Genomic DNA, 19,951 nt, shown 5'->3' on the forward strand with positions numbered 1-19,951 from the left:
GTCAGTCCCCTCTCGGAAAGGCCTCGCGTGCCGGGCCGTCGAATATGATCTTCCCATCGGCCACGCGCACAACGCGTTTGGCCTCCTGCGCGATGCCGTTGTCGTGCGTGATAAGCACGATGGTGTTTCCCTCTTCATTGAGCTTTTGCAGAAAATCGAGCACCTCGCGGCTGGTGCGCGAATCGAGCGCGCCGGTCGGTTCGTCCGCCAAAATGACCGATGGATCGCCTGCCAGCGCGCGGGCGATCGAAACGCGCTGCTGCTGTCCGCCCGAAAGCTGGCTTGGCAGGTTTTTTTCCTTGTCCGCAAGCCCGACGCGCCGCAGCTGCGTCTGCGCCCGCTCGGCACGCTCGTCGGCGGGGAGACCTGCGTACAGCAGCGACAATTCCACGTTTTCCAGCACATTCAGCTTAGGGATGAGGTTATATTGCTGGAAAATGAAACCCAGCGTCTTGTTTCGCAGCTCGGCCTGTTCGTCGTCGGTAAACTCGGAGACATCCTCCCCTTTCAGGAAATACTGCCCGCTTGTCGGCACGTCGAGACAGCCAATGATGTTCATGAGCGTCGACTTGCCCGAGCCCGACTGCCCGACGATGGCGACAAATTCGCCCTCGTAGATTCTGAGGGAAACGCCGTCGGACGCGCGCACCTCGTTATCGCCCATGGTGTAAATTTTGTAAACGTCGCGCAGCTCGATCAGCGGGGCCTGCGCCTGCATCTGCTCCCTCATCACGGCATACCGCCTCCGCCGCCCATTCCGCCGCCGGAGGGCATGCCGCCCCCGCCAGAAGGCATACCGCCGCCTCCACCGGAGGGTATGCCGCCGCCCGCCGGCATTGCGCCGCCCATTACCATTTCCATTGGCTCTCCCGAGGACTCGCGCTGGATCTGCGGCACAAACACGATATCGTCCTCGCTGAGGCCGGACACGATCTCGATATAGCTATCGTCGGTCAGCCCGGTCTCGACCTCGACCGCCTCCCAGCCGTCGGGCAACAGCGTGCCGCCTACTATCACGCCGTCCGTATTTTTCGCGCCCTGCTTTTTGACATAGACCGTGTTGCCGCGCTGCACCGCCGCAATCGGCACCGCCAGCGTGTCCGGCGCTTCATCGACCACGATGGTCGCGTCCACGTTCATGCCGGGCAGCAGGCCGTCGGGCGGGTCGTCGATGCGCACGGTGACCGGATAGGTGGTCACGCCGTTCTGTGTCGTGCCCGCAACCGAAACCTTGGTTACTTCGCCCTCGAATTCTCCCGCGCCGGTCAGCGAATCACAGGTGATCCTGACCGTCTGGCCGACCTCGACCCGCCCCACATCCAGCTCATCAAGCGCGATATCAAACGTCAGATAGGACAGATCGTAGATCACGGCGAGTGTGGTCTGGCCGTTGGTTGCGTCCAGCGTATCGCCGACCTTGGTGTTCTTGGTGATGACCGTGCCGTCGATCGGCGCGGTGATCGTATAGTCGTCCAGCTGGTCGACCGTCTTCTGATAGGAAAGCTGTGCCTGTTCGAGCGACAGCTTGCTGTTCGACACCTGGTTTTCGGTCGACGTGGAGGATAACGACGCCACCACCTGGTTTTTTGAAACGCTCGACCCCTCGCGGATAGAAAGGCTCGTGATTTTCCCCGAAGCGCCCGCGGTGATCGTCGACTCGCTGAGGTATGTAAAATTTGCGCCCTGGTTGCAGGCAGCGCCGTTCACAGTCGCCGTCGCGGCCGACGTGGTAGACAGGCCGCCCGGGTTAGACACACGGATGGTCACATATTTAACGATCTGATAGCCGTCGAGCACGGTTTCAGCCGCGTCAATCGCAGAAACGGTGCCGGAAAGCGTCTCGAACGAGCCGTCCATCGTCACAGTCGCTGCCGCGCCCATGCCGAAAGAATCGGCGTCTGACGCATTAAAAGGAACCTTGAGTTCCATGGTGGAGGAATCCCGGATATCCGCGATCGCCGTGCCGTTCTGCACCTGATCGCCCACGCTTACATGCAGCTCGGTCACCACGCCGGATGCGTCCGCCTTGACTTTCAAGTCGTCCAGGCTTTCGAGTGTCTGGCTATAGCTGTTTTGACTCTGCTGGAGCGACAGCTTGGCTTGGTCGATGGAGTTTTGCGCGTCTGTTTTGTCGATCTCATAGAGCACATCGCCTTTTTTGACCTCGTCGCCCTCCTCAAAGGTCGAGCTGAGCACCTCGCCCTTGACCGACGCGGTCACGTCGTACTGGTTGGCCGGGGCGACCGTGCCGGTGGACGACAGCGTAAGCTGGATATCCCGGCGTTCGGCGACGCTTTCGGTATACGTCTGCATCTCCCCGCCCTTTTTTGCGCCAAGAAAATGGCGCGCGCCGAAACAGCCGACGGCGATCAGCACGATCACAATAGGGATGAGCACTTTTTTGTTCCGCTTCTTTTTCTTCTTTCTATGCGCGCCGGGCGCGGCGGCGTCCGCCTGCTCGGCTTTTTCCGGCTGCCGCTCGGCTGCGCGCTTTTTGTCCTTGCCCCATGGCAAGGCAAATTGCTTTGGCTTCTTCAATTGTGTTCCCTCCAACATGGCAAGCTTCTGAAAATCTAAAGCTATGGTACCCGGGAAAGCTTGAAGAAACCTGAAAAATTTCATCCTTTAACGAATTCTACACCACCCGTACACCAAATTTCCATAGAACACGCCTAAGGTAAAAGAAACACCGTAAAATAGGGAGGGAGCACAATGCGCGTGCTGGTATCAGGCGGTCCGGAGGCTGACAAAGCCGTGCTTTTGCTGCGGCGGGCGCGTATCCTGTGCGACCGGGCGCGCACACTCGACGCCGGCGGCGAATACGCGGGCAGCGGCACATGCGATGTACTCGTGCATTTTATCATCGCGGACGAAGCGGTATCCATCGCGCGCGGTCTGCGCGGCGACGGCATTATGACGCCCCTGCTGCTCGTCTCCTCCCACGCTTCGGCGCGCCAGCGCGTGCGCGCGCTCGACGCCGGCGCGGATGATTTTCTGACCGCGCCGTATGTCACCGCCGAACTGCTGGCCCGTGTCCGCGCGCTCGGACGGCGCGCACCTCTTCTGCGTCCGCATCTGCTGCCGCTCGGCGATCTGACACTAGACTGCGGTCGCGGCATGATCCAGTGCGGTGTGGACGAATTCCGTCTGCCCGCGCGTGAATTGCTGCTGCTCGAACAATTCGCCCTGAACCCAAGCCAGATCCTGCCGCGCGACCGGCTGCTGCAAAAGGTTTGGGGCTATGACTGCGAGGTGACCTATAACAACCTCGAGGTTTATATCTCCCTGCTCCGCAAACGGCTGCGCGAGGCTGGATCACGGCTTCGCATCCGGGCGCAGCGCAGCGTCGGCTATTATATGGATGGAATATAGCAAAACGCCGCAGGCTTTAAAAGCCTACGGCGTTTTTGTTTTCATCCTTCCGGCATTCTTGCCTTGCTCGATCGGCCCAACCAGGCGCATGAGCAGTGCTTGCAGGAATGTTAAAAGCGTTCTTTTCCGTTCCATCTTTTTTCACGCCGCCCGTTCCGGACGGCATCCTTTCCTATTTTCTGCTCCCAGTATAGCAAGCGATTTTTAGGAAAGTGTTACGGAAAAGATTAAGATTTCTTAAAATTTTTAGGTTTCGCCGAAATCCTCCGGCTCGTCCAGCCCTAAGACCGTCTGAGAGCTGATTTCGTCCAGCTGGGTCACGCCGCGAAGTCTCCGCTGGATCTGCCGCGTGCGCACGCCGACCAGCTTGTCCAACTCGCTGCTCGCCTGATTCAGGCGCGCCTGCGTCGCGGTGAGCGCGGCCTCAAACTTATCAAACTCGGTCTTGACCGCGCCGAGCACGCTCCACACCTCACCGCTGCGCTTCTGGATCGCAACCGCGCGAAAGCCCATTTGCAGCGAGTTCAAAAGCGCCGCCATGGTGGACGGCCCCGCGAGATTGACATGGTAATCCCGCTGCAGCGCCTCGACCATGCCGCGGTTGACCACCTCGGCGTATAGTCCCTCGAACGGCAGGAACATCAGGCCGAAATCGGTCGTGTTCGGCGGGTCAAGGTATTTATCCCGGATATCTTTGGCTTCGCTTTTAATCGTCGCGAGCAGCGTTTTAACGCATGCGTCAACCTGCTCCTTCGAGCCGCTGTCATACGCGTCGCGCAGCGCGGCATAGCTGTCGCCCGGGAATTTGGAATCGATCGGCAGATAGACAAAACCGTCCTCCACCGGCAGCTTGACCGCATATTCCACCACGTTGCGGCTGCCCGCCTTGGTCGCCACGTTGATATCGTACTGTTCAGGGGACAATATCTCCTCTAAAATCGCGCCGAGCTGTATCTCGCCTACGATGCCGCGCGTTTTCACGTTGGTCAGCACCTTTTTCAGGTCGCCCACGCCCTGCGCAAGCGTCTGCATCTCGCCGAGGCCCTTGTATACCTGCTCCAGCCGTTCGTTGACCAGCTTGAATGATTCGGTCATCCGGTCATTGAGCGTCTTTTGCAGCTTCTCATCGACGATCTGGCGCATATCGTCCAGCTTTTTATTGTTGTCCGCCTGCATCGCATGCAGGTTCTTGTCCACCGTTGCGCGGATATTTTCCAGGTTCTGCGTGGTTTCGGCGGTAAACGTATGCAGGCGCTGCTCAAGCTTGCCAAGCTGCTCGGACTGCGTTTCGCGGCCTGCTCTCAGGTTGTCGGTCACAAGCGAGCCCAGCGCGGCGATCGAGCCGTTGTCGTCCGTTTGCTGCGGTCTGCGGAATAACAGCACAAGGACAAGCACGATCAGCACCGCCACGAGTACCAGTGTGATCAGCGGTATGTATGGCATGGGGAATAATTCCTTTCTTCTTAAAGCGCGTCCAGTTCTTTGGCGATCTGCTGCATTTTGCGGTCGGTCGCTGAGATGACCTCGGCGCAGGCCTTTAAATCTTCCGATATGTGCGGCGGCACCTCAACGTCGGCCTTATACCGGAGCTGATGTTCTAGGCTCGCCCAGAAATCCATCGCGATCGTGCGGAGCTGCAGCTCAACGCGCACGGGCTGCGTGCGGTCGGATAGGAAAATCGGCACCTCGACGATCATGTGCAGGCTGCGGTAGCCGTTGGGCTTGGGATGCTCGATATAATCTTTCCGTTCGATCAGCGTCAAATCGTCCTGCCGCATCAGCATGTCGGCGACCGTATAAATATCATCGATAAACGGACAAATTACGCGGATGCCGCCAATATCGTTCAGATTTTCCATCATGGAGCGCAGGGAAACCGGAAAACCGCGCCGTTTCAGCTTTTTGATAATGCTGCGCGGCGTTTTGATGCGGCTTTTGATCGAGTCGATCGGATTAGGTTTGCCCGAAATGCGCGATTCCTCGCTCAGGATATCGAGTTTGGTCTTGATCTCGCGGATACCCGCTTCATACAGCATCATCATCTGCTGCAGCTGAAACGCGGATTCAATGAGCTGCTCCGCCGCTTTTTCATCGAGCACTTCGAGGCTCAGGATCTCGTTGATGTCCATGCATGCACCATGCCTTTCTTCCGCTTTCCAGATGCTGTTTTATCATAAAGCAAGCTTTATCGTTTCCGCTGCCCTTTTGCGAATTTCCGGGCGTTTTTCATACCGCCTACCTCTTTGAACATTCGATCCAGCTTTTGGGCTTCAATTTCTTTGCTGCTTAGGCCGTCATAGCCCGCTTCCTGCTGCAGCTTCAAATAACTGTCCAAACGCCGTTGGTCAACTACGCCGTTTTTTATCGCCGCCAAGACCGCACAGCCCGGCTCATTGGTATGTGTGCAGTCACGAAATCTGCACTGCTCAGCCAAGTCGTCGATCTCACAGAATGCCTTGGAAACATCCGCGCTTTCCGCACCCATTTCCCGCATACCAGACGTATCGATCACAACTCCGCCCAGTGGGCATGGGAACATTTCACGTCCCGTTGTGGTGTGCCGCCCCTTATCGTCTCTCCCAACTTCCTGCGTTTCGAGCACGTCTTTCCCAAGGATACGGTTAATGATGGTAGACTTTCCAACGCCTGAGGAACCAATAAAGGCACAGGTGTGTTCTTCGGAAAAATAGGGTGCAAATTTTTCGTCCAGCTGCTCATCAAACATCGACAGGACGAGCACATCGGAAAAAAAGGCTATCTGTTCCACCTCTTTAACGGCAGTTTCCAGATCGCAGCACAAATCCTTTTTTGTCAAAACGACCACCGGAGTCGCCCCGCTGTCCCACGCAATCGATAGATAGCGCTCCATACGGTTCAAATTAAAATTTTGATTCAACGACATACAGAGAAAAACGGTATCGACATTCGCCGCGACCGCCTGTGCCTGACCGGAAATACCAACGGCTTTTCTGAGAAAAAGACTCTTTCTTGTCAAAAGCCGGTGAATAACGGTCTCAGCATGTCCGTCATGTTTGCTGACCATAGCATAGTCTCCCACCGTGGGATACTGGGCCAACTCCTCCGTATCAAACCGCATTTTACCCGATAGCTGCGCCAACGCTTCTCCATGTTCGGTAACCACTTTATATCTGCCGCGATATTGGGCAGTAATCCTCGCCAACTCATATTCGGGGTATTGCGCAGCTTCTGCGATAAAACGGTCTTTTACACCATAGCGTTTTAAATAATTCAATGTATTTACCTCCATTCTTACGTCTCACGTCGTCAGACTGGAAGGAGGCAGCCAAATATTACTTTGTTATACCTCCTTCCGCCTTTACAATCTCCTTTTTATTATAGTTCATCATAAGAGCATACTCCTTTCATTTTATCTTCTTCATTATATCATACTCTTTCTCAAAATTGAAACCGCTGTTTAATGGATTTTATTTTTGCTTGCCTACCACAGCAAAGCAAAAACAACCTCGTACTGAAGCAGGCCGGGCCGGCATAGCGCAATCTTATGACCGACAATGCAAATAGACAAAAAAATACCGCCAAACACCAAGTTTGACGGTATTTTGTGTTTTAGCGCTTGGAGAACTGGGGTGCGCGACGGGCTGCCTTGAGTCCGTACTTCTTGCGCTCCTTCATGCGGGGATCACGGGTCAGGAAGCCGGCCGCCTTGAGCATCGGGCGGTATTCCTCAGTGTTCGCCTGCAGCAAAGCGCGGGCGATGCCGTGGCGGATCGCGCCGGCCTGGCCGGTGAAGCCGCCGCCGGTGACGGTGCACTCAATGTCGAACTTGCCGGTCGTGCTGGTGGTCTCGAGCGGCTGGCGGACGATCAGCTTGAGCGTATCCAGACCAAAGTAGTTATCGATGGTGCGGTTGTTGATCTTGATTTCGCCGGTTCCGCCGGGGAACAGACGAACGCGGGCAACGGAGGACTTTCTTCTGCCGGTGCCATAGAAATAAGCTTTCTTAGGTGTATACATCAGTTAGCTCCTCCCTTACTTTTCCCAAACTTCAGGCTTCTGTGCCTGGTGGTTGTGGTTCTCGCCCGCATAGATCTTCAGGCGGGTGGCCGACTGGCGGCCGATCGAGTTTTTGGGCAGCATGCCCTTGACAGCCAGCTGCATGGCCATTTCCGGCTTCTCGGCCATCATGGTCTTGTACTGGACTTCCTTGAGGCCGCCGACCCAGCCGGTGTGGTGGCGGTAGTACTTCTGCTCCAGCTTCTTGCCGGTCAGAACAGCCTTGTCCGCGTTGATGACGATGACGAAATCGCCGCCGTCCACATGCGGGGTGAACTCGGGCTTGTGCTTACCGCGCAGCAGCATAGCGGCGGTAGCGGCGGTGCGGCCAAGCGGCTTGCCCGCGGCATCCAGCACATACCACTTACGCTCGACAGTCTCTGCCTTAGCCATAAAAGTAGACATGTTTTTTTCCTCCGTTTTTTATAATCAAAATCATTTGATAACAAATTGAGCGCTCCAAACGAGCATATTTATTAAAACACATCCAAAACCACAAGTCAACGATTATTTTCATTTTTTCATGCAAATCCGCCATGTACTCTTTTATTCTCTTTTATACGCTTTATATCTCTTGTTTTCTATCTTCTGAATTTAGAATTTTTATTTGCGTGTGCGCGGCTTTTCTGTTATATCTATAAGGAAGACTAATCTGAAAACCGGAGAAAACCTATGCAAAAAATGCTTTCCTATGTGCGCCGTGCGGTCGACCACTACCATATGATCGAAGATGGCGACAAGATCGCAGTCGGTGTGTCGGGCGGCAAGGATTCGCTGGCTCTGCTTGTGGCGCTGGCCGAATTGCGGCGTTTTTACCCCAAGAAATTTGAAGTCGTGGCGATCACGCTCGAGATGGGCTATGAGGAAATGGACTTTGCGCCCGTGCAGGCGCTGTGCGACCGACTCGGCGTCCCATATATCCGCGTCCCGACCCAGATTAAGCAAATCATATTCGATATCCGGCATGAGGAAAACCCCTGTTCGCTGTGCGCCAAAATGCGGCGCGGCGCGCTGCACGAGGCCGCGCTCGCTGCGGGGTGCAAAAAGGTCGCCCTCGGGCATCATTTCGACGACGTGGTCGAGACCTATCTGCTCTCGCTGTTCTACGAGGGGCGCATTTCGTGCTTCCAGCCGGTCACCTTTCTCGATCGCATGGGCGTGACACTGATCCGTCCGCTTCTGTACACACCCGAATATTATGTGCGCTCGTTTGCCGCGCGGCACGAGCTACCCATCGTGCATAACCCCTGCCCTGCGGACGGCAACACCAAGCGGCAGGAGGTCAAGGATCTGCTCAAAAAGCTGGAGCAGGACATGCCCGGGCTGCGCGAGCGCATTTTTGGCGCCATGCAGCGCTATCCCCTGAAAGGCTGGGCGCCCGACCGGACGCGCACGCCCAAAAAGCCCCAATAATAAAAAGCGTATCGCTTTAGCGATACGCTTTTTTCGTCAGACCGGAAAGTCCTCGGAGCTGAAGTTGGAATAGTAGCGGCCGCGTGTCACGGTGATGCGGAGCACGCAATAATCCGGGTCTGTCACGCCGCCGGGATAGTACATCGTGTCGCCCTCGCGCCAAATCTCGCGCTTGGTCTCATCGTCCTCGAGCACCTCGGCGGTGCCGAGCATCTGCACGCCGCGGAAAAACCGCTTGTCGCAGAAGTAAACACAGGCTTTGGGATTCTCCCTATACTGCGCGACACGCCGGGAGGACGTATTGGTTGTAAAATAAAACACCGAGATGCCCTCGCGCTTCCGGGGCGGCAGCATGGCTTTGACGTTCGGGAAACCCTCGCCGTCGACCGAACCGATATAGGCCACGCTCTGCTTATCGATTAAATTTCCAATGGTCTGCACCGGGTCGCGCATCATTTCATATACCCGCCTTTCATCGGCCCAACCGCATGCTCAGAATAGAATTTGAGCACGCCGTCCGTGTAGCGCGGCGGACGCGGCGACCACGCCGAGCGGCGCTTTTGCAGGATGCCGTCCATCTCCCCGGGCGTTTTCCGCTCGCCGTTTACGCCGACGATAGCGAGCACGCGCGCCGGGATATCGATCTCGATGAGGTCGCCCTCCTCGACGAGCGCGATCGGTCCGCCCTCCGCGGCCTCGGGCGACACATGCCCGATTGCCGGCCCCTTGGACGCGCCCGAAAAGCGGCCGTCCGTGATCAGGGCGATTGTCTTGCCCAGCTCGGGATCGGACGAAATGGCCTCGGTGGTGTAGAACATCTCGGGCATGCCGCTGCCCTTGGGGCCCTCGTAGCGGATGAATACCGCGTCACCCGGGCGAATTTCGCGCGCGATGACCGCCGCGATCGCATCTTCCTCACAGTCGAACGGGCGGGCGCGCAGCACCGCCTTGTGCATCTCCTGCGGCACCGCCGAATGCTTGACGACCGCCCCCTCGGGCGCGAGGTTGCCGCGCAGGATGGCGACCGTGCCATTGTCGCTGATCGGCTTATCAAACGGGCGCAGGATATCCTCTTTTTTCACGCCGGTTTTGGCAAGCGCGGCCGCGCACGCCTCATACCAGCCGAAGGCCTTGATCTCGTCCAGATTTTCGCCAAGCGTTTTGCCTGTCACTGTCAGAACGTCCAGATGCAGCAGGCCGCGCAGCTCCTCCATGACCGCGGGCACGCCGCCCGCATAATACACATATTCGGCTGGCCACTTGCCCGCCGGGCGCACGTTGAGCAGGTAATGCGCGTGCTTGTGGATGCGCTCAAACGTGTCCGCGTCGATCTCGATGCCGAACGCGTGCGCGATGGCGGGCAGGTGCAGGATGGCGTTGGTCGAGCCTGAGATCGCCGCGTGGACGATGATGGCGTTTTCAAAGCTGTCCTTGGTCACGATATCGCGCGCGGTCAGGCCGCTCTTTGCAAGCGCGGCCGCCTGCTCGCCCGAGCGGCGCGCCAGCTCGTGAAGCTTTTCCCCGGTCGCGGGCAGCAGCGCCGCACCCGGCAGGGTCAGCCCCAGCGCCTCCGCCATAACTTGCATCGTGCACGCCGTGCCCATAAAACTGCACGCGCCGCACGAGGGGCAGGCGTTGTGCTTATAATAGGTAAACTGCTCGTCCGTGATTTCGCCGCGCTGGCACATTGCGCTGTACGCGCCGATCTGCTCAAGCGTCAGAAGATCCGGCCCCGCGCACATCACGCCGCCCGGCACAACGACCGCCGGCAGGTTGGTGCGCCCAATGCCCATCAGCAGGCCGGGCAGGCCTTTGTCGCAGCTTGCGAGAAACACGCCCGCGTCGAATGGCGTGGCGTTATTGTGTATCTCGACCATGTTGGCGATCATATCGCGGCTCGCGAGCGAATAGTTGATGCCGTCGTGCCCCTGCGCCATGCCGTCGCAGATGTCGGTCGCAAAATAGCGCGCCGCCTTGGCGCCGGCCGACGCCGCGCCCTCCGCCGCCGTGTCGGCCAACGCGAGCAGGTGTGCGCTGCCCGGATGGCTGTCTCCAAACGTGCTTTCCACCAAAATTTTAGGCTTGTCCAAATCCTCCGGCACCCACCCCATGCCCATGCGGAGCGGGTCCATTTCGGGCGCAAGCTTCCGAACCTCTTCACTGCGGTACACTGTCATCCATCCTTTCCGTTATCCGGTGCTTTCATCATAGCATACCGCCGCTTTCCGCGCAAGCGCGCGAAATTTTAACCGAAATGCTTTGTGCTTTCCGGCAAAGTATGGCATACTGGACATAGGAAAACCAAAGGAGGCGTTTTGATGCAGCGAACCGAACGACAGAAATATTTACGCCTGCTCGCCCGCCAGTACCCCAGCGTACAAGCGGCGGCCAGTGAGATCATTCATTTACAAGCCATTTTACGGCTTCCCAAAGGCACTGAGCATTTTATGAGCGACCTGCACGGCGAAGCCGAGGCGTTCGTACACATCCTCAACAACGCTTCGGGGGCAGTGCGCGAAAAGGTTGACATCGTGCTGCGTGACAGCCTGCCCGCCGACGAACGCGCGCAGCTCGCCACGCTCATCTATTATCCGGAGGAGAAGCTTGAAGAGCTGGCCTCCGCCGCGCCCGACCGCGCCGAGTGGTACCGCATCACGCTCGCACGGCTGACCGAGATCTGCCACCTGTGCTCGTCCAAATACACGCGCGCCAAGGTGCGCCGCGCGCTGCCGCCGTGGAACGGCGATATTATCAACGAGCTCTTAAACAAAAACAACGACATCCTCAACAAGCGCGAATACTTCGAGGGCATCATCTCTTCGATCATCGAGGTCGACCGCGCGGACGATTTCATCATCTCCATGTGCAGGCTCATCAAGCGCCTGGTGGTCGACCATCTGCACATCGTCGGCGATATTTTCGACCGCGGCCCGCGCGCCGACATCATCATGGATCTGCTGATGGACCACCACTCGGTCGACATCCAGTGGGGCAACCACGACGTGCTGTGGATGGGGGCGGCGACCGGCAGCCGCACCTGCATCGCAACCGTGCTGAGCAATTCCATCACCTACAACAACCTTGAAATGATCGAGACCGGCTACGGCATCAGCCTGCGCCCGCTCGCGCTGTTCGCAAACGAGGTGTATAAGTGCAGCGCCGAGCAGTCCTGCTTCCAGGTAAAGCAGCTGGACGACGATGCGACCCCCAAGGATCTCACGCTTGCCGCGCGCATGCACAAGGCGATCGCGATCATCCAGTTCAAGCTCGAGGGGCAGACCATCCTGCGCAATCCTTCTTTCCGCATGGAGGACCGCCTGCTGCTCGACAAGATCGATTTTTCCCGCCGCGTGGTCACGATCGGCGGCAAGGAATACCCGCTGCGCGACTGCGACTTTCCGACCGTCGACCCCGCAAATCCTTACGCCTTGTCGCCCGAGGAGACCGAGGTAATGGCGCAGCTCAAAAACGCGTTCCTACGATCGGAAAAGCTGCAAACGCACATCCGTTTCCTCTATTCCAAGGGTGGGCTATACAAATGCTTTAACGGAAACCTTTTGTATCATGGCTGCATCCCGATGACCGAGGACGGCGCGTTCATGCAGTTTGAGTTCGGCGGCAAAACGCTTTCAGGCAAGGCGCTGATGGATTACTGTGAGGCTGTCGCCCGGCAGGGCTACTATGCCCGCGAGGGCACGAGCGAGCGGCAGTTCGGCAAGGATTTCCTGTGGTTTCTGTGGTGCGGCCGGCACTCGCCGCTGTTCGGGCGCGATCACATCGCGACCTTTGAGCGCCGCCTGATCGCGGACGAACACACCTGGGTCGAGCCAAAAAACGCCTATTATTCGTATTATAACGACGCTTCGGTCTGCATCCGCATTTTAAAGGAGTTTGGCCTTGAGGGCGGTCACTGCCATATCGTAAACGGCCATGTGCCTGTCAAGAGCAAGGACGGAGAAAGCCCGGTCAAGGCGGACGGACGGCTCATCGTGATCGACGGCGGCTTCTGCCGCGCCTACCAGCCGACCACCGGCATCGCCGGCTATACGCTGGTGTTCGATTCGTGGGGCATCCACTTGACCGCACACGAGCCGTTTTCCGGCAAGCGCGACGCGATCGAAAACAACAAGGACATTTTCTCGACCTCTATGGCGTTCGACCGCTCGGAGGCGCGCATCCGCATTGACGAGACTGACGTGGGCGCGGGACTCCAGCGCACCATAGACGACCTCAAGGATCTGCTCGCTGCCTACCGTGCAGGCGAGATCAAAGAGGACAACGGCCAGCTCGACTGACAGAAAAAAGCCCGCATACCTTTCGGTATGCGGGCTTCTCATTTTTAAGGTGTCCCGCCCGCTTGGTGGTGGTGGTAAGCGGACGGGACGGTTGGACGCAGGGATGGCGGTTCCCTATTGCGTCCAGCTATATTTTACCACACCGCCTTCAGTTTGTAAACCATCCGCGTGCATTCTTAAATCCTACATTCTGCATGTCACCGCAAACTGGGAAATCATTCCCTCGCGCCTTAATTTTTCCCACTCCTAAGGTAAAATTAATTTAAAAGCAGCCGGAATCGGGTTTGCAGCGCCGTGCTATGGGAGAAAACGGCGGCGGGATTGGCTGTCCCAGCGGGGGGCGGTGCCTGCATATACGACCGATCCCGCGCAGATCAAATCTTACCTTGCAGAAACGAACGATGCATTTACAGATAAATGGCTGGCGGAGTATCCGAATTTCCTTGAGGATAACTTTAAAAGCGAAGCCTCGCGCGCCTGAGTCGATCAAGGCTTTTCAGAGGGCCTTGCCAGAGCCCTAGTCCAATATGACCACCCGGCCCGGGGCTTGGGAAATATCACACGGTCTTTATCAATATCAATGGCGACCTACATCCTCTATAAACGGCGTGACCTATCTTGCTGAAGTGGCGCCTTTCACGACCACGAGAAAAAAGCTGGATGAGAAGCTTTCCGCGTTCACCAGCCAATTTTAAGAAACAAGGATCGGAAGAATGAAACGATTTTTTGCCGCGCTGCTTTCCACAGCGATCAGCCTGAGCCTACTCTGTCCCGGCGCGGTGGTTTTCCCACTGCGCCGGGATTTTTGCCTTGTCCGGTCATACAGCCTCGCACGCGTCCCCCCTGCGGGGCATAGACTGTAGCGAGGTGGTGAAACCTTGGCAATCCGAATTTTTATCGATCAGGGGCACAACCCGAGCGGCCCGAACACCGGCGCGGAGGGCAACGGCCTGCGCGAGCAGGACGTGACGTATCTCGTCGGCGTCTATCTCGCCGATATTCTGCGCGCCGACCCGCGTTTTGAAGTGCGCCTCAGCCGCAACTCGCCCGATGAGGTGCTCGGCACCAGCAACGCGACCAGTCTCGCCGCGCGCGTCAACATGGCGAACTCCTGGCCCGCCAATTACTTCATCAGCATCCACTGTAACGCCAACGTCAACCCCGCCATCAACGGCACCGAGGTCTACGTATACCAGCAGAATACGCAGTCCTACTGGCTGGCGCAGCATGTGCTGAACGGCATTGTCGAGCGCGTGGGAACGCGGGATAACGGCGTGCGGCTCAATCCCGGCCTATATGTCCTGCGCCGCACCAATATGCCAGCCATCCTCGTCGAGCTTGCGTATTTGACCAATGTAGGCGACGCGGAAAAGCTGCGCGACGACCCTTACGGCTTCGCGCAGGGCATCTACAACGGGCTTTTGAGCTATTTCGGCTTCTCCCCTGTTTAAAACGCGCGACGGCCCCGGAGGCAAGTCCTCCGGGGCCGCCGCTATGAATGGAGAATGTAGGTGGCTGTTATTTCATTGACGCGATAAGCGCATCGGCCATTGCATCGAGGTCGGGCGCGGCCTCATCATGCATCGCGCTGTTGAGGGACAGGCCAGCATCTAAAACGTCCACGTTTTTCAGCTCGTTTTCGAGAAATTCCCGCATCAGCGTGCCAGCTTTACACGCCCAAGAACCGTTTTCAATGATGGCAAATGTTCGCTTTTGCAGGTTGAGCGCTTTCATATCCATCAGGTAATTGTGCATCACCGGATAAATACCGAGGTTATAGGTCACCGACGCGAGCACAACATGGCTCAAGCGGAATGTTTCGGAGATTAGGTAAGACACATGCGTGTTCGATACGTCGTACATACGGACATTGGTCATGCCTTTCTCGCACAGCTTGGTCGCGAGTGCGTTCGCGGCGGCTTCGGTATTGCCATACATCGAGGCATAAACGATCATCACACCCTGCTCCTCAGGTTCGTAACGGCTCCAGTGATCGTATTTATCGATGAAATAACCCAGATCCTTTCTCCACACCGGGCCGTGCAGCGGGCAGATGAATTTGATCTGGTCGAGGATACCCGCGGCCTTGCCGAGCAAAAGCTGCACATGCGGGCCGTATTTGCCGACGATGTTGGTGTAATACCGGCGCGCGTCGTCGATCCAGTCCCTGTCGAAATCGACCTCGTCCGCGAACAGCTTGCCGTCCAGCGCGCCGAACGAACCAAACGCGTCGGCGGCAAACAAAACGCCGTTCGCCGTGTCAAACGTGACCATGGCCTCCGGCCAATGCACCATGGGCGCCGCGACAAAGGTAACCGTATGTCCGCCGAACGAGAACGTATCGCCCTCTTTGACCTCGATCATGCGGCCCGTCACGTCAAAGCCGAACTGGCGCATAAGCATGAACGCCTTTTCCGTCGAAATGACCTTGGTTTCCGGATGGCGCAGCAGCACCTCCTCGATAGATGCGCCGTGGTCAGGCTCCATATGGTTGATAACCAGAAAATCGAGCGGACGGCCGTCCAGCACGTGCTCAATGTTCTCCAAAAACTGCCGGCACGCCGACCAATCGACTGTGTCGAACAGCACGGTCTGCTCATCAAGCAGCAGATAGGAGTTATAGGATACGCCGCGCGGGATGGGATGAATATTTTCAAACAGGGTGAGCCTGCGGTCGTTGCCGCCCACCCAGAACAGGTCTTCTGTCACCTTACGCACACAATACATAACGCTACCTCCTCGTCAAGCCTCAATAAACTGTGTTTTGTCCTCGCCGCACTCGGGGCAGATCCATTCATCCGGCAGCTTCTCAAACGATGTGCCGGGTGCGATATCGCTTTCCGGATCGCCCACCGCGGGATTGTATTCATAGCCGCAGCCGCCGCACACGTGCACCGGGTAGCTTTGTTTCGCGGGCTTTGCGCGCTTCATCTTCTTCATAGGCGGCGCGGGCTTCTTTTCCTCACCATTGTCGAGCGCGGCTGTCAGCAGCGGCAGGATCTCCTCCAGATCACCGACAATGCCGTAATCGCAGTTTTTAAAAATTGGCGCGTTCGGGTTGTTGTTGATGGCGACGATGGTTGCCGCGTCCTTGATCCCTTTGAGGTGCTGGCCTGCACCAGAAATGCCGCAGGCAATATATAGGTTGCCGCCAAATTTCTGGCCGGACATGCCCACATAGCGGTTAAGCGGCACATACTGCAGCGTTTCCGCAACCGGGCGGGACGAACCTACCGCCGCGCCGGCCTGCACCGCGAGCGCCTCGATCATCTGCATATTTTCTTTCGCGCCAATGCCCTTGCCCGCCGAAACGACGCGCTCGGCCTGTGTGATCGGCGTGTCGATCGGGATGCCGACGGTAAAATCATAGCCGTCCGCTTTGAGTGCCCCGACCAGTGTATCGACGCGCTCCTGCGCGCTACCGTCTTTCAATATCTGCTTTTTGCGGTGTCCGGTAATTGGGCCGCGCTTCTGCGCGGGCGCGTTCTCCTTAGGCGGCTTGCCGACGATATGCGAGGCGATGACCACACGCTGGATCTCGTTCGTGCCCTCATAAATGGTACAGATCTTGGCATCGCGGTAAAAGCGCTCGACGTCCATGCCTTTGAGGTAGCCGTTTCCGCCGTAAATCTGCAGCGCGTCGTTGACGATTTCCAGACAGCGGTCGGAGGCATACTGCTTCGCCATTGCGGCCTCCATCGAATAGGACTCGTGATGTTCTTTCAGTTCGGCCGCCGAATAGACCAGCAGGCGCGAGGCGCGCAGTTTGGTCGCCATGTCCGCCAGCTTAAACGAGATAGCCTGCTGGAACGCGATCGGCTTACCGAACTGCTCGCGCTCCTTGGCATATTCCAGCGCCGATTCAAACGCGCCCTGCGCGATGCCGAGCGCCTGCGACGCGATGCCGATACGTCCGCCGTCGAGCGTGGCCATGGCGATTTTGAAGCCCTCGCCCTCCTTGCCGAGCAGGTTTTCCTTGGGCACCCTGACGTTGTTAAACAGCAATTCGGCCGTCGCGGAGGAACGGATGCCCAGCTTATCATAGTGGTCACCGAATGTGAAGCCATCCCAGCCCTTTTCTACGATAAACGCCGAAATGCCCCGCACACCGATTCCCGGTGTGGTCACTGCGAACACCACGTAGGTATCGGCCTCGCCGCCGTTTGTAATAAAGATTTTGTTGCCGTTTAAGATGTAATAATCGCCGTCCAGTTCGGCAGTCGTCTCCGTACCGCCCGCATCCGAACCGGCGTTAGGTTCAGTCAGGCCGAATGCGGCGAGTTTCTCGCCCTTAGCGAGCGGGGTAAGATATTTTTGCTTTTGCTCCTCATTGCCGAATGCGAAAATCGGCCAAGAGCCCAATGAAACATGCGCAGACAGGATAACGCCCACGCCGCCGTCGACCCGCGAAAGCTCCTCGACCGCGATCGCATAGCTGTTAATGTCCCGTCCTGCGCCGCCATATTCCTCCGGGAACGGAAGCCCCATCCAGCCGTTTTCAGCCATTTTCTCAACGATCTCGCGCGGAAAGCGGTTTTCCTTGTCTAAAAGGAAAGAAATCGGCTTGATTTCGGCCTCCGCGAACGCACGGATGTCGGCGCGCAGTTTTTCATGCTGCTCAGTCGTTTGATAGAACATATGGTTGCCTCCTTATCATCTGCAGTCATTATCTATGTAATTGGTATAGTTTTCTTTCGTTCATCATAGCACTTCCGAAGGCAGGAAGCAATCCATTATTAAGAATTCATATTAGAAAACAATATGACCAATTTTGTGCATTTAGACGAGGCATAAAAAAGCCCCGCTTATAGCGGGACTCGAAACGAATATTTTTCAGCGCGCAGCCGTCCTGCCCGTCTCCTCAAGACCGGAACAGCAACGCTTTCATAAGAATGCTTGCGCCTCCCAGAATAAAAACGGCAATCACCAGCTTTTTCGCCAGCTTTTCATCCATGCGCTTGTCGATCCTTCCGCCGACATAAATACCGAGCACCGCCGCCGGGATCGAGATTGCGGTGATGGATAAGGTCATCGGCGTAAAAAGGCCGTTCCAGAAATAGACGGCCGCGCGAAACGCATTTTCGATCAGGAACACGAAACATACGTTGGTGCGGAACTGCTGCCGGTTTTCCGCCACGCGTTCCAGATAGGCCAGAAACAGCAGGTTGATGCCAAACAGCGCGGCCATCACGCCAGACGCGAGCGAGATCACCGCGCGGACGGCCTTGCTGGGCGCCATGGCCTTGGCGCGGTCGCGCGTCAACATTTCGATGCCCAGCCCAATAATGAACACGCCGAGCAGCGCCTTAATAACCCATGGGGAGGACAGCTTCAAAAACATCGTGCCCGGGATGACGCCGAGAACGATCCAGAATGCGACTGGCAACGCGACCTTGGCGTCGAACGAACGCCGGTTTTTCAACACGATATATGTATTGACCGGCAAGTCTAGCAGCAGATTGCCGGGCGTAATGACCCGGTTATCCAGCTTCATGGCCAGCAGCGGACCGGACAACAGCGGGTTACCAAAGCCGACAAGCCCTTTAATAATGAACGCAAAAAACTGGACGGCGAATATATAGATCCCAAGCGTCAGCGTCATACAGTGCCCTCCGCGTCTTCAGACGCATCCTCTCCATTCCGCACATAAGACGCGCGATATTTACTCGGCGGCATCCCGATATATTTGGAGAACATGGTGTTGAAGTGGCTGGGATTGCCGAAACCGACGGCCACGGAGATCTCCGTGATCGTCATATCAGTTGCGATCAGCAGGCTCTGCGCTTCGCCCAGACGGCGGCGGAGTGTGTACTGCATAGGAGAATAGCCCGTCTGCTCTTTAAAGATATGCGCGAGATGGTACGGGCTGATGCGGATCGCGTCCGAAATATCCTGAAGCGTGAAGCGCTCGTCAAAATGTGTGTCGATGTACTGCCTCACCTTGCAGGCAATGATGTCGGGCGAGGTTTGAATGGTGTTGCCCGTTTTTTCGCAGTATCGCCGGATCACCAGCAGCAGCTTACTGAGCAGCGCCATCGTCAAGTGATGGCAGGTCTCAATGGCATTGTCCGGGTCGGTCGCGAGCAGGCTGTGGATCATGGTAAGCAGCGAACAAAGCATGTCCGCACACTCCCCCGCAGGGAACACCGGGCTGTAATTGGGCGCAATCAGGCTGTTTGGGTCGAGGCCGCGCACAAACACGCCGCCTACCGCCACGCTCACCATATTCAGATCCTTGCTGTAAGCCGGATCCTCGTCATGCAGGCAGCCGGCGTTGCAGATGATGATATCCCCGCCTTTAATATCGTAGCGGCATTCGTCCACAATATAAACGCCCGTTCCGGTGCGGACATACATGATCTCCAGGAAATCCGGATGCTTGTGCAGAATGCGCGGATGGACCGAAAATACGGAATCGATTTTGCTTGCAGAAAGGAGTTTCGGCTGTGTGCCAGGGACAAAGCTGGAGACAGGATCTTTTTTCACAAAACACTGAATCATATAAACCTCTTTTCAATGTGCAAACTGGGCAACCTCCACGCATTGCGCAAGACGACGCATGTTTGCATTTCTTGCGCCGATCCGCGCTTTGGGTACATAGTCCTTGTATATCATCGGTGCATACCGATGTCAATTGTGCATTTTCAACCTTTGCAGACAGCTTTTCCGCAAGAAAACAAAATTCGCTTTTCTGCGCACAAGGAAAATTGCCGCCTTTTAAATTATTCTCCCCGCAAGAAATATAAAAACTCGTCACAAAAGCCATCCGCTTGAAAACATACACAAATTTTCCTTCTATCATTTGTGCATTTTTCCCCCTCGTTTTTCCAATTGAC

General features: G+C 56.8%; 18 protein-coding genes. 5 read left to right on the forward strand and 13 right to left on the reverse strand.

Going from position 1 to position 19,951, the window contains the following annotated elements:
* Window position 1 precedes the first annotated feature (1 nt).
* Together SO058_RS10585 and SO058_RS10590 are read right to left on the reverse strand one after the other, a co-directional pair.
* Entirely contained in the window at window positions 2–730 is a 729-nt protein-coding gene (locus SO058_RS10585; RefSeq protein WP_320842969.1) for an ABC transporter ATP-binding protein, read from the reverse strand.
* Window positions 730–2,538, reverse strand: a complete 1,809-nt coding sequence (locus SO058_RS10590) for an HlyD family efflux transporter periplasmic adaptor subunit (protein ID WP_320842970.1) — start codon at window positions 2,536–2,538, stop codon at window positions 730–732. The genes SO058_RS10585 and SO058_RS10590 overlap by 1 nt, the downstream gene beginning before the upstream one ends.
* A gap of 174 nt (window positions 2,539–2,712) precedes the next feature.
* On the opposite strand from SO058_RS10590, the gene SO058_RS10595 reads away from it, so the two are divergent.
* Window positions 2,713–3,372 carry a response regulator transcription factor gene (locus SO058_RS10595; RefSeq protein ID WP_320842971.1) on the forward strand — a complete coding sequence of 220 codons (660 nt, stop codon included), beginning with the start codon at window positions 2,713–2,715 and terminating at the stop codon, window positions 3,370–3,372.
* Between the two features lie 246 nt (window positions 3,373–3,618).
* Here the strand turns inward: SO058_RS10595 and SO058_RS10600 are convergent, their stop codons facing one another.
* The 5 genes from SO058_RS10600 to rplM all read right to left on the reverse strand — a co-directional run bounded on the left by SO058_RS10600 (window position 3,619) and on the right by rplM (window position 7,812).
* Entirely contained in the window at window positions 3,619–4,815 is a 1,197-nt protein-coding gene (locus tag SO058_RS10600; RefSeq protein ID WP_320842972.1) for a DNA recombination protein RmuC, read from the reverse strand.
* 20 nt (window positions 4,816–4,835) lie between these two features.
* Window positions 4,836–5,501 (reverse strand): GTP pyrophosphokinase, encoded by a 666-nt coding sequence (locus SO058_RS10605; RefSeq protein ID WP_320842973.1) that lies wholly within the window; start codon window positions 5,499–5,501, stop codon window positions 4,836–4,838.
* Between the two features lie 56 nt (window positions 5,502–5,557).
* Entirely contained in the window at window positions 5,558–6,625 is a 1,068-nt protein-coding gene (gene rsgA / locus SO058_RS10610) for a ribosome small subunit-dependent GTPase A (protein ID WP_442872244.1), read from the reverse strand.
* 335 nt (window positions 6,626–6,960) lie between these two features.
* Window positions 6,961–7,368, reverse strand: a complete 408-nt coding sequence (gene rpsI / locus SO058_RS10615; RefSeq protein WP_320842975.1) for a 30S ribosomal protein S9 — start codon at window positions 7,366–7,368, stop codon at window positions 6,961–6,963.
* Between the two features lie 15 nt (window positions 7,369–7,383).
* Complete coding sequence (gene rplM, locus SO058_RS10620) at window positions 7,384–7,812, reverse strand: 50S ribosomal protein L13 (RefSeq protein WP_320842976.1); 429 nt, start codon at window positions 7,810–7,812, stop codon at window positions 7,384–7,386.
* A 267-nt stretch (window positions 7,813–8,079) separates the two neighbouring features.
* Here rplM and SO058_RS10625 point away from each other — a divergent pair, with 267 nt between their 5' ends.
* Window positions 8,080–8,820, forward strand: coding sequence for a tRNA 2-thiocytidine biosynthesis TtcA family protein (locus SO058_RS10625; RefSeq protein ID WP_320842977.1), 741 nt, complete (start codon window positions 8,080–8,082; stop codon window positions 8,818–8,820).
* Between the two features lie 36 nt (window positions 8,821–8,856).
* Here SO058_RS10625 and SO058_RS10630 read toward each other — a convergent pair whose 3' ends face one another.
* Both SO058_RS10630 and ilvD read right to left on the reverse strand, forming a co-directional pair.
* On the reverse strand, window positions 8,857–9,276 hold the full coding sequence (locus SO058_RS10630) for a pyridoxamine 5'-phosphate oxidase family protein (protein WP_442872245.1): 420 nt from the start codon (window positions 9,274–9,276) through the stop codon (window positions 8,857–8,859).
* Window positions 9,273–10,997 carry a dihydroxy-acid dehydratase gene (ilvD, locus tag SO058_RS10635; protein ID WP_320842978.1) on the reverse strand — a complete coding sequence of 575 codons (1,725 nt, stop codon included), beginning with the start codon at window positions 10,995–10,997 and terminating at the stop codon, window positions 9,273–9,275. The genes SO058_RS10630 and ilvD overlap by 4 nt, the downstream gene beginning before the upstream one ends.
* 141 nt (window positions 10,998–11,138) lie before the next feature.
* Between ilvD and SO058_RS10640 the strand changes: the two genes are divergently transcribed.
* The 3 genes from SO058_RS10640 to SO058_RS10650 all read left to right on the forward strand — a co-directional run bounded on the left by SO058_RS10640 (window position 11,139) and on the right by SO058_RS10650 (window position 14,566).
* The gene (locus tag SO058_RS10640; protein ID WP_320842979.1) at window positions 11,139–13,115 is read left to right on the forward strand and encodes a fructose-1,6-bisphosphatase; all 1,977 of its coding nucleotides are present in this window, start codon (window positions 11,139–11,141) and stop codon (window positions 13,113–13,115) included.
* Between the two features lie 343 nt (window positions 13,116–13,458).
* On the forward strand, window positions 13,459–13,596 hold the full coding sequence (locus SO058_RS10645) for a hypothetical protein (protein ID WP_320842980.1): 138 nt from the start codon (window positions 13,459–13,461) through the stop codon (window positions 13,594–13,596).
* Window positions 13,597–13,993: 397 nt separating this feature from the next.
* The gene (locus tag SO058_RS10650) at window positions 13,994–14,566 is read left to right on the forward strand and encodes an N-acetylmuramoyl-L-alanine amidase family protein (RefSeq protein WP_320842981.1); all 573 of its coding nucleotides are present in this window, start codon (window positions 13,994–13,996) and stop codon (window positions 14,564–14,566) included.
* Window positions 14,567–14,633: 67 nt separating this feature from the next.
* Here the strand turns inward: SO058_RS10650 and SO058_RS10655 are convergent, their stop codons facing one another.
* From SO058_RS10655 to SO058_RS10670, 4 genes are all read right to left on the reverse strand, one after another.
* Window positions 14,634–15,842, reverse strand: a complete 1,209-nt coding sequence (locus tag SO058_RS10655) for an FprA family A-type flavoprotein (RefSeq protein ID WP_320842982.1) — start codon at window positions 15,840–15,842, stop codon at window positions 14,634–14,636.
* A gap of 15 nt (window positions 15,843–15,857) precedes the next feature.
* A complete protein-coding gene (locus tag SO058_RS10660) occupies window positions 15,858–17,753 on the reverse strand; it encodes an acyl-CoA dehydrogenase family protein (protein ID WP_320842983.1) in 1,896 nt (631 codons plus the stop codon).
* Window positions 17,754–17,976: 223 nt separating this feature from the next.
* The gene (locus tag SO058_RS10665; protein WP_320842984.1) at window positions 17,977–18,717 is read right to left on the reverse strand and encodes a sulfite exporter TauE/SafE family protein; all 741 of its coding nucleotides are present in this window, start codon (window positions 18,715–18,717) and stop codon (window positions 17,977–17,979) included.
* Window positions 18,714–19,616 carry an AraC family transcriptional regulator gene (locus SO058_RS10670; protein ID WP_320842985.1) on the reverse strand — a complete coding sequence of 301 codons (903 nt, stop codon included), beginning with the start codon at window positions 19,614–19,616 and terminating at the stop codon, window positions 18,714–18,716. The genes SO058_RS10665 and SO058_RS10670 overlap by 4 nt, the downstream gene beginning before the upstream one ends.
* Window positions 19,617–19,951: the final 335 nt, after the last annotated feature.

It is taken from the genome of Agathobaculum sp. (genome assembly GCF_034098985.1).
GTDB lineage: Bacteria > Bacillota > Clostridia > Oscillospirales > Butyricicoccaceae > Agathobaculum.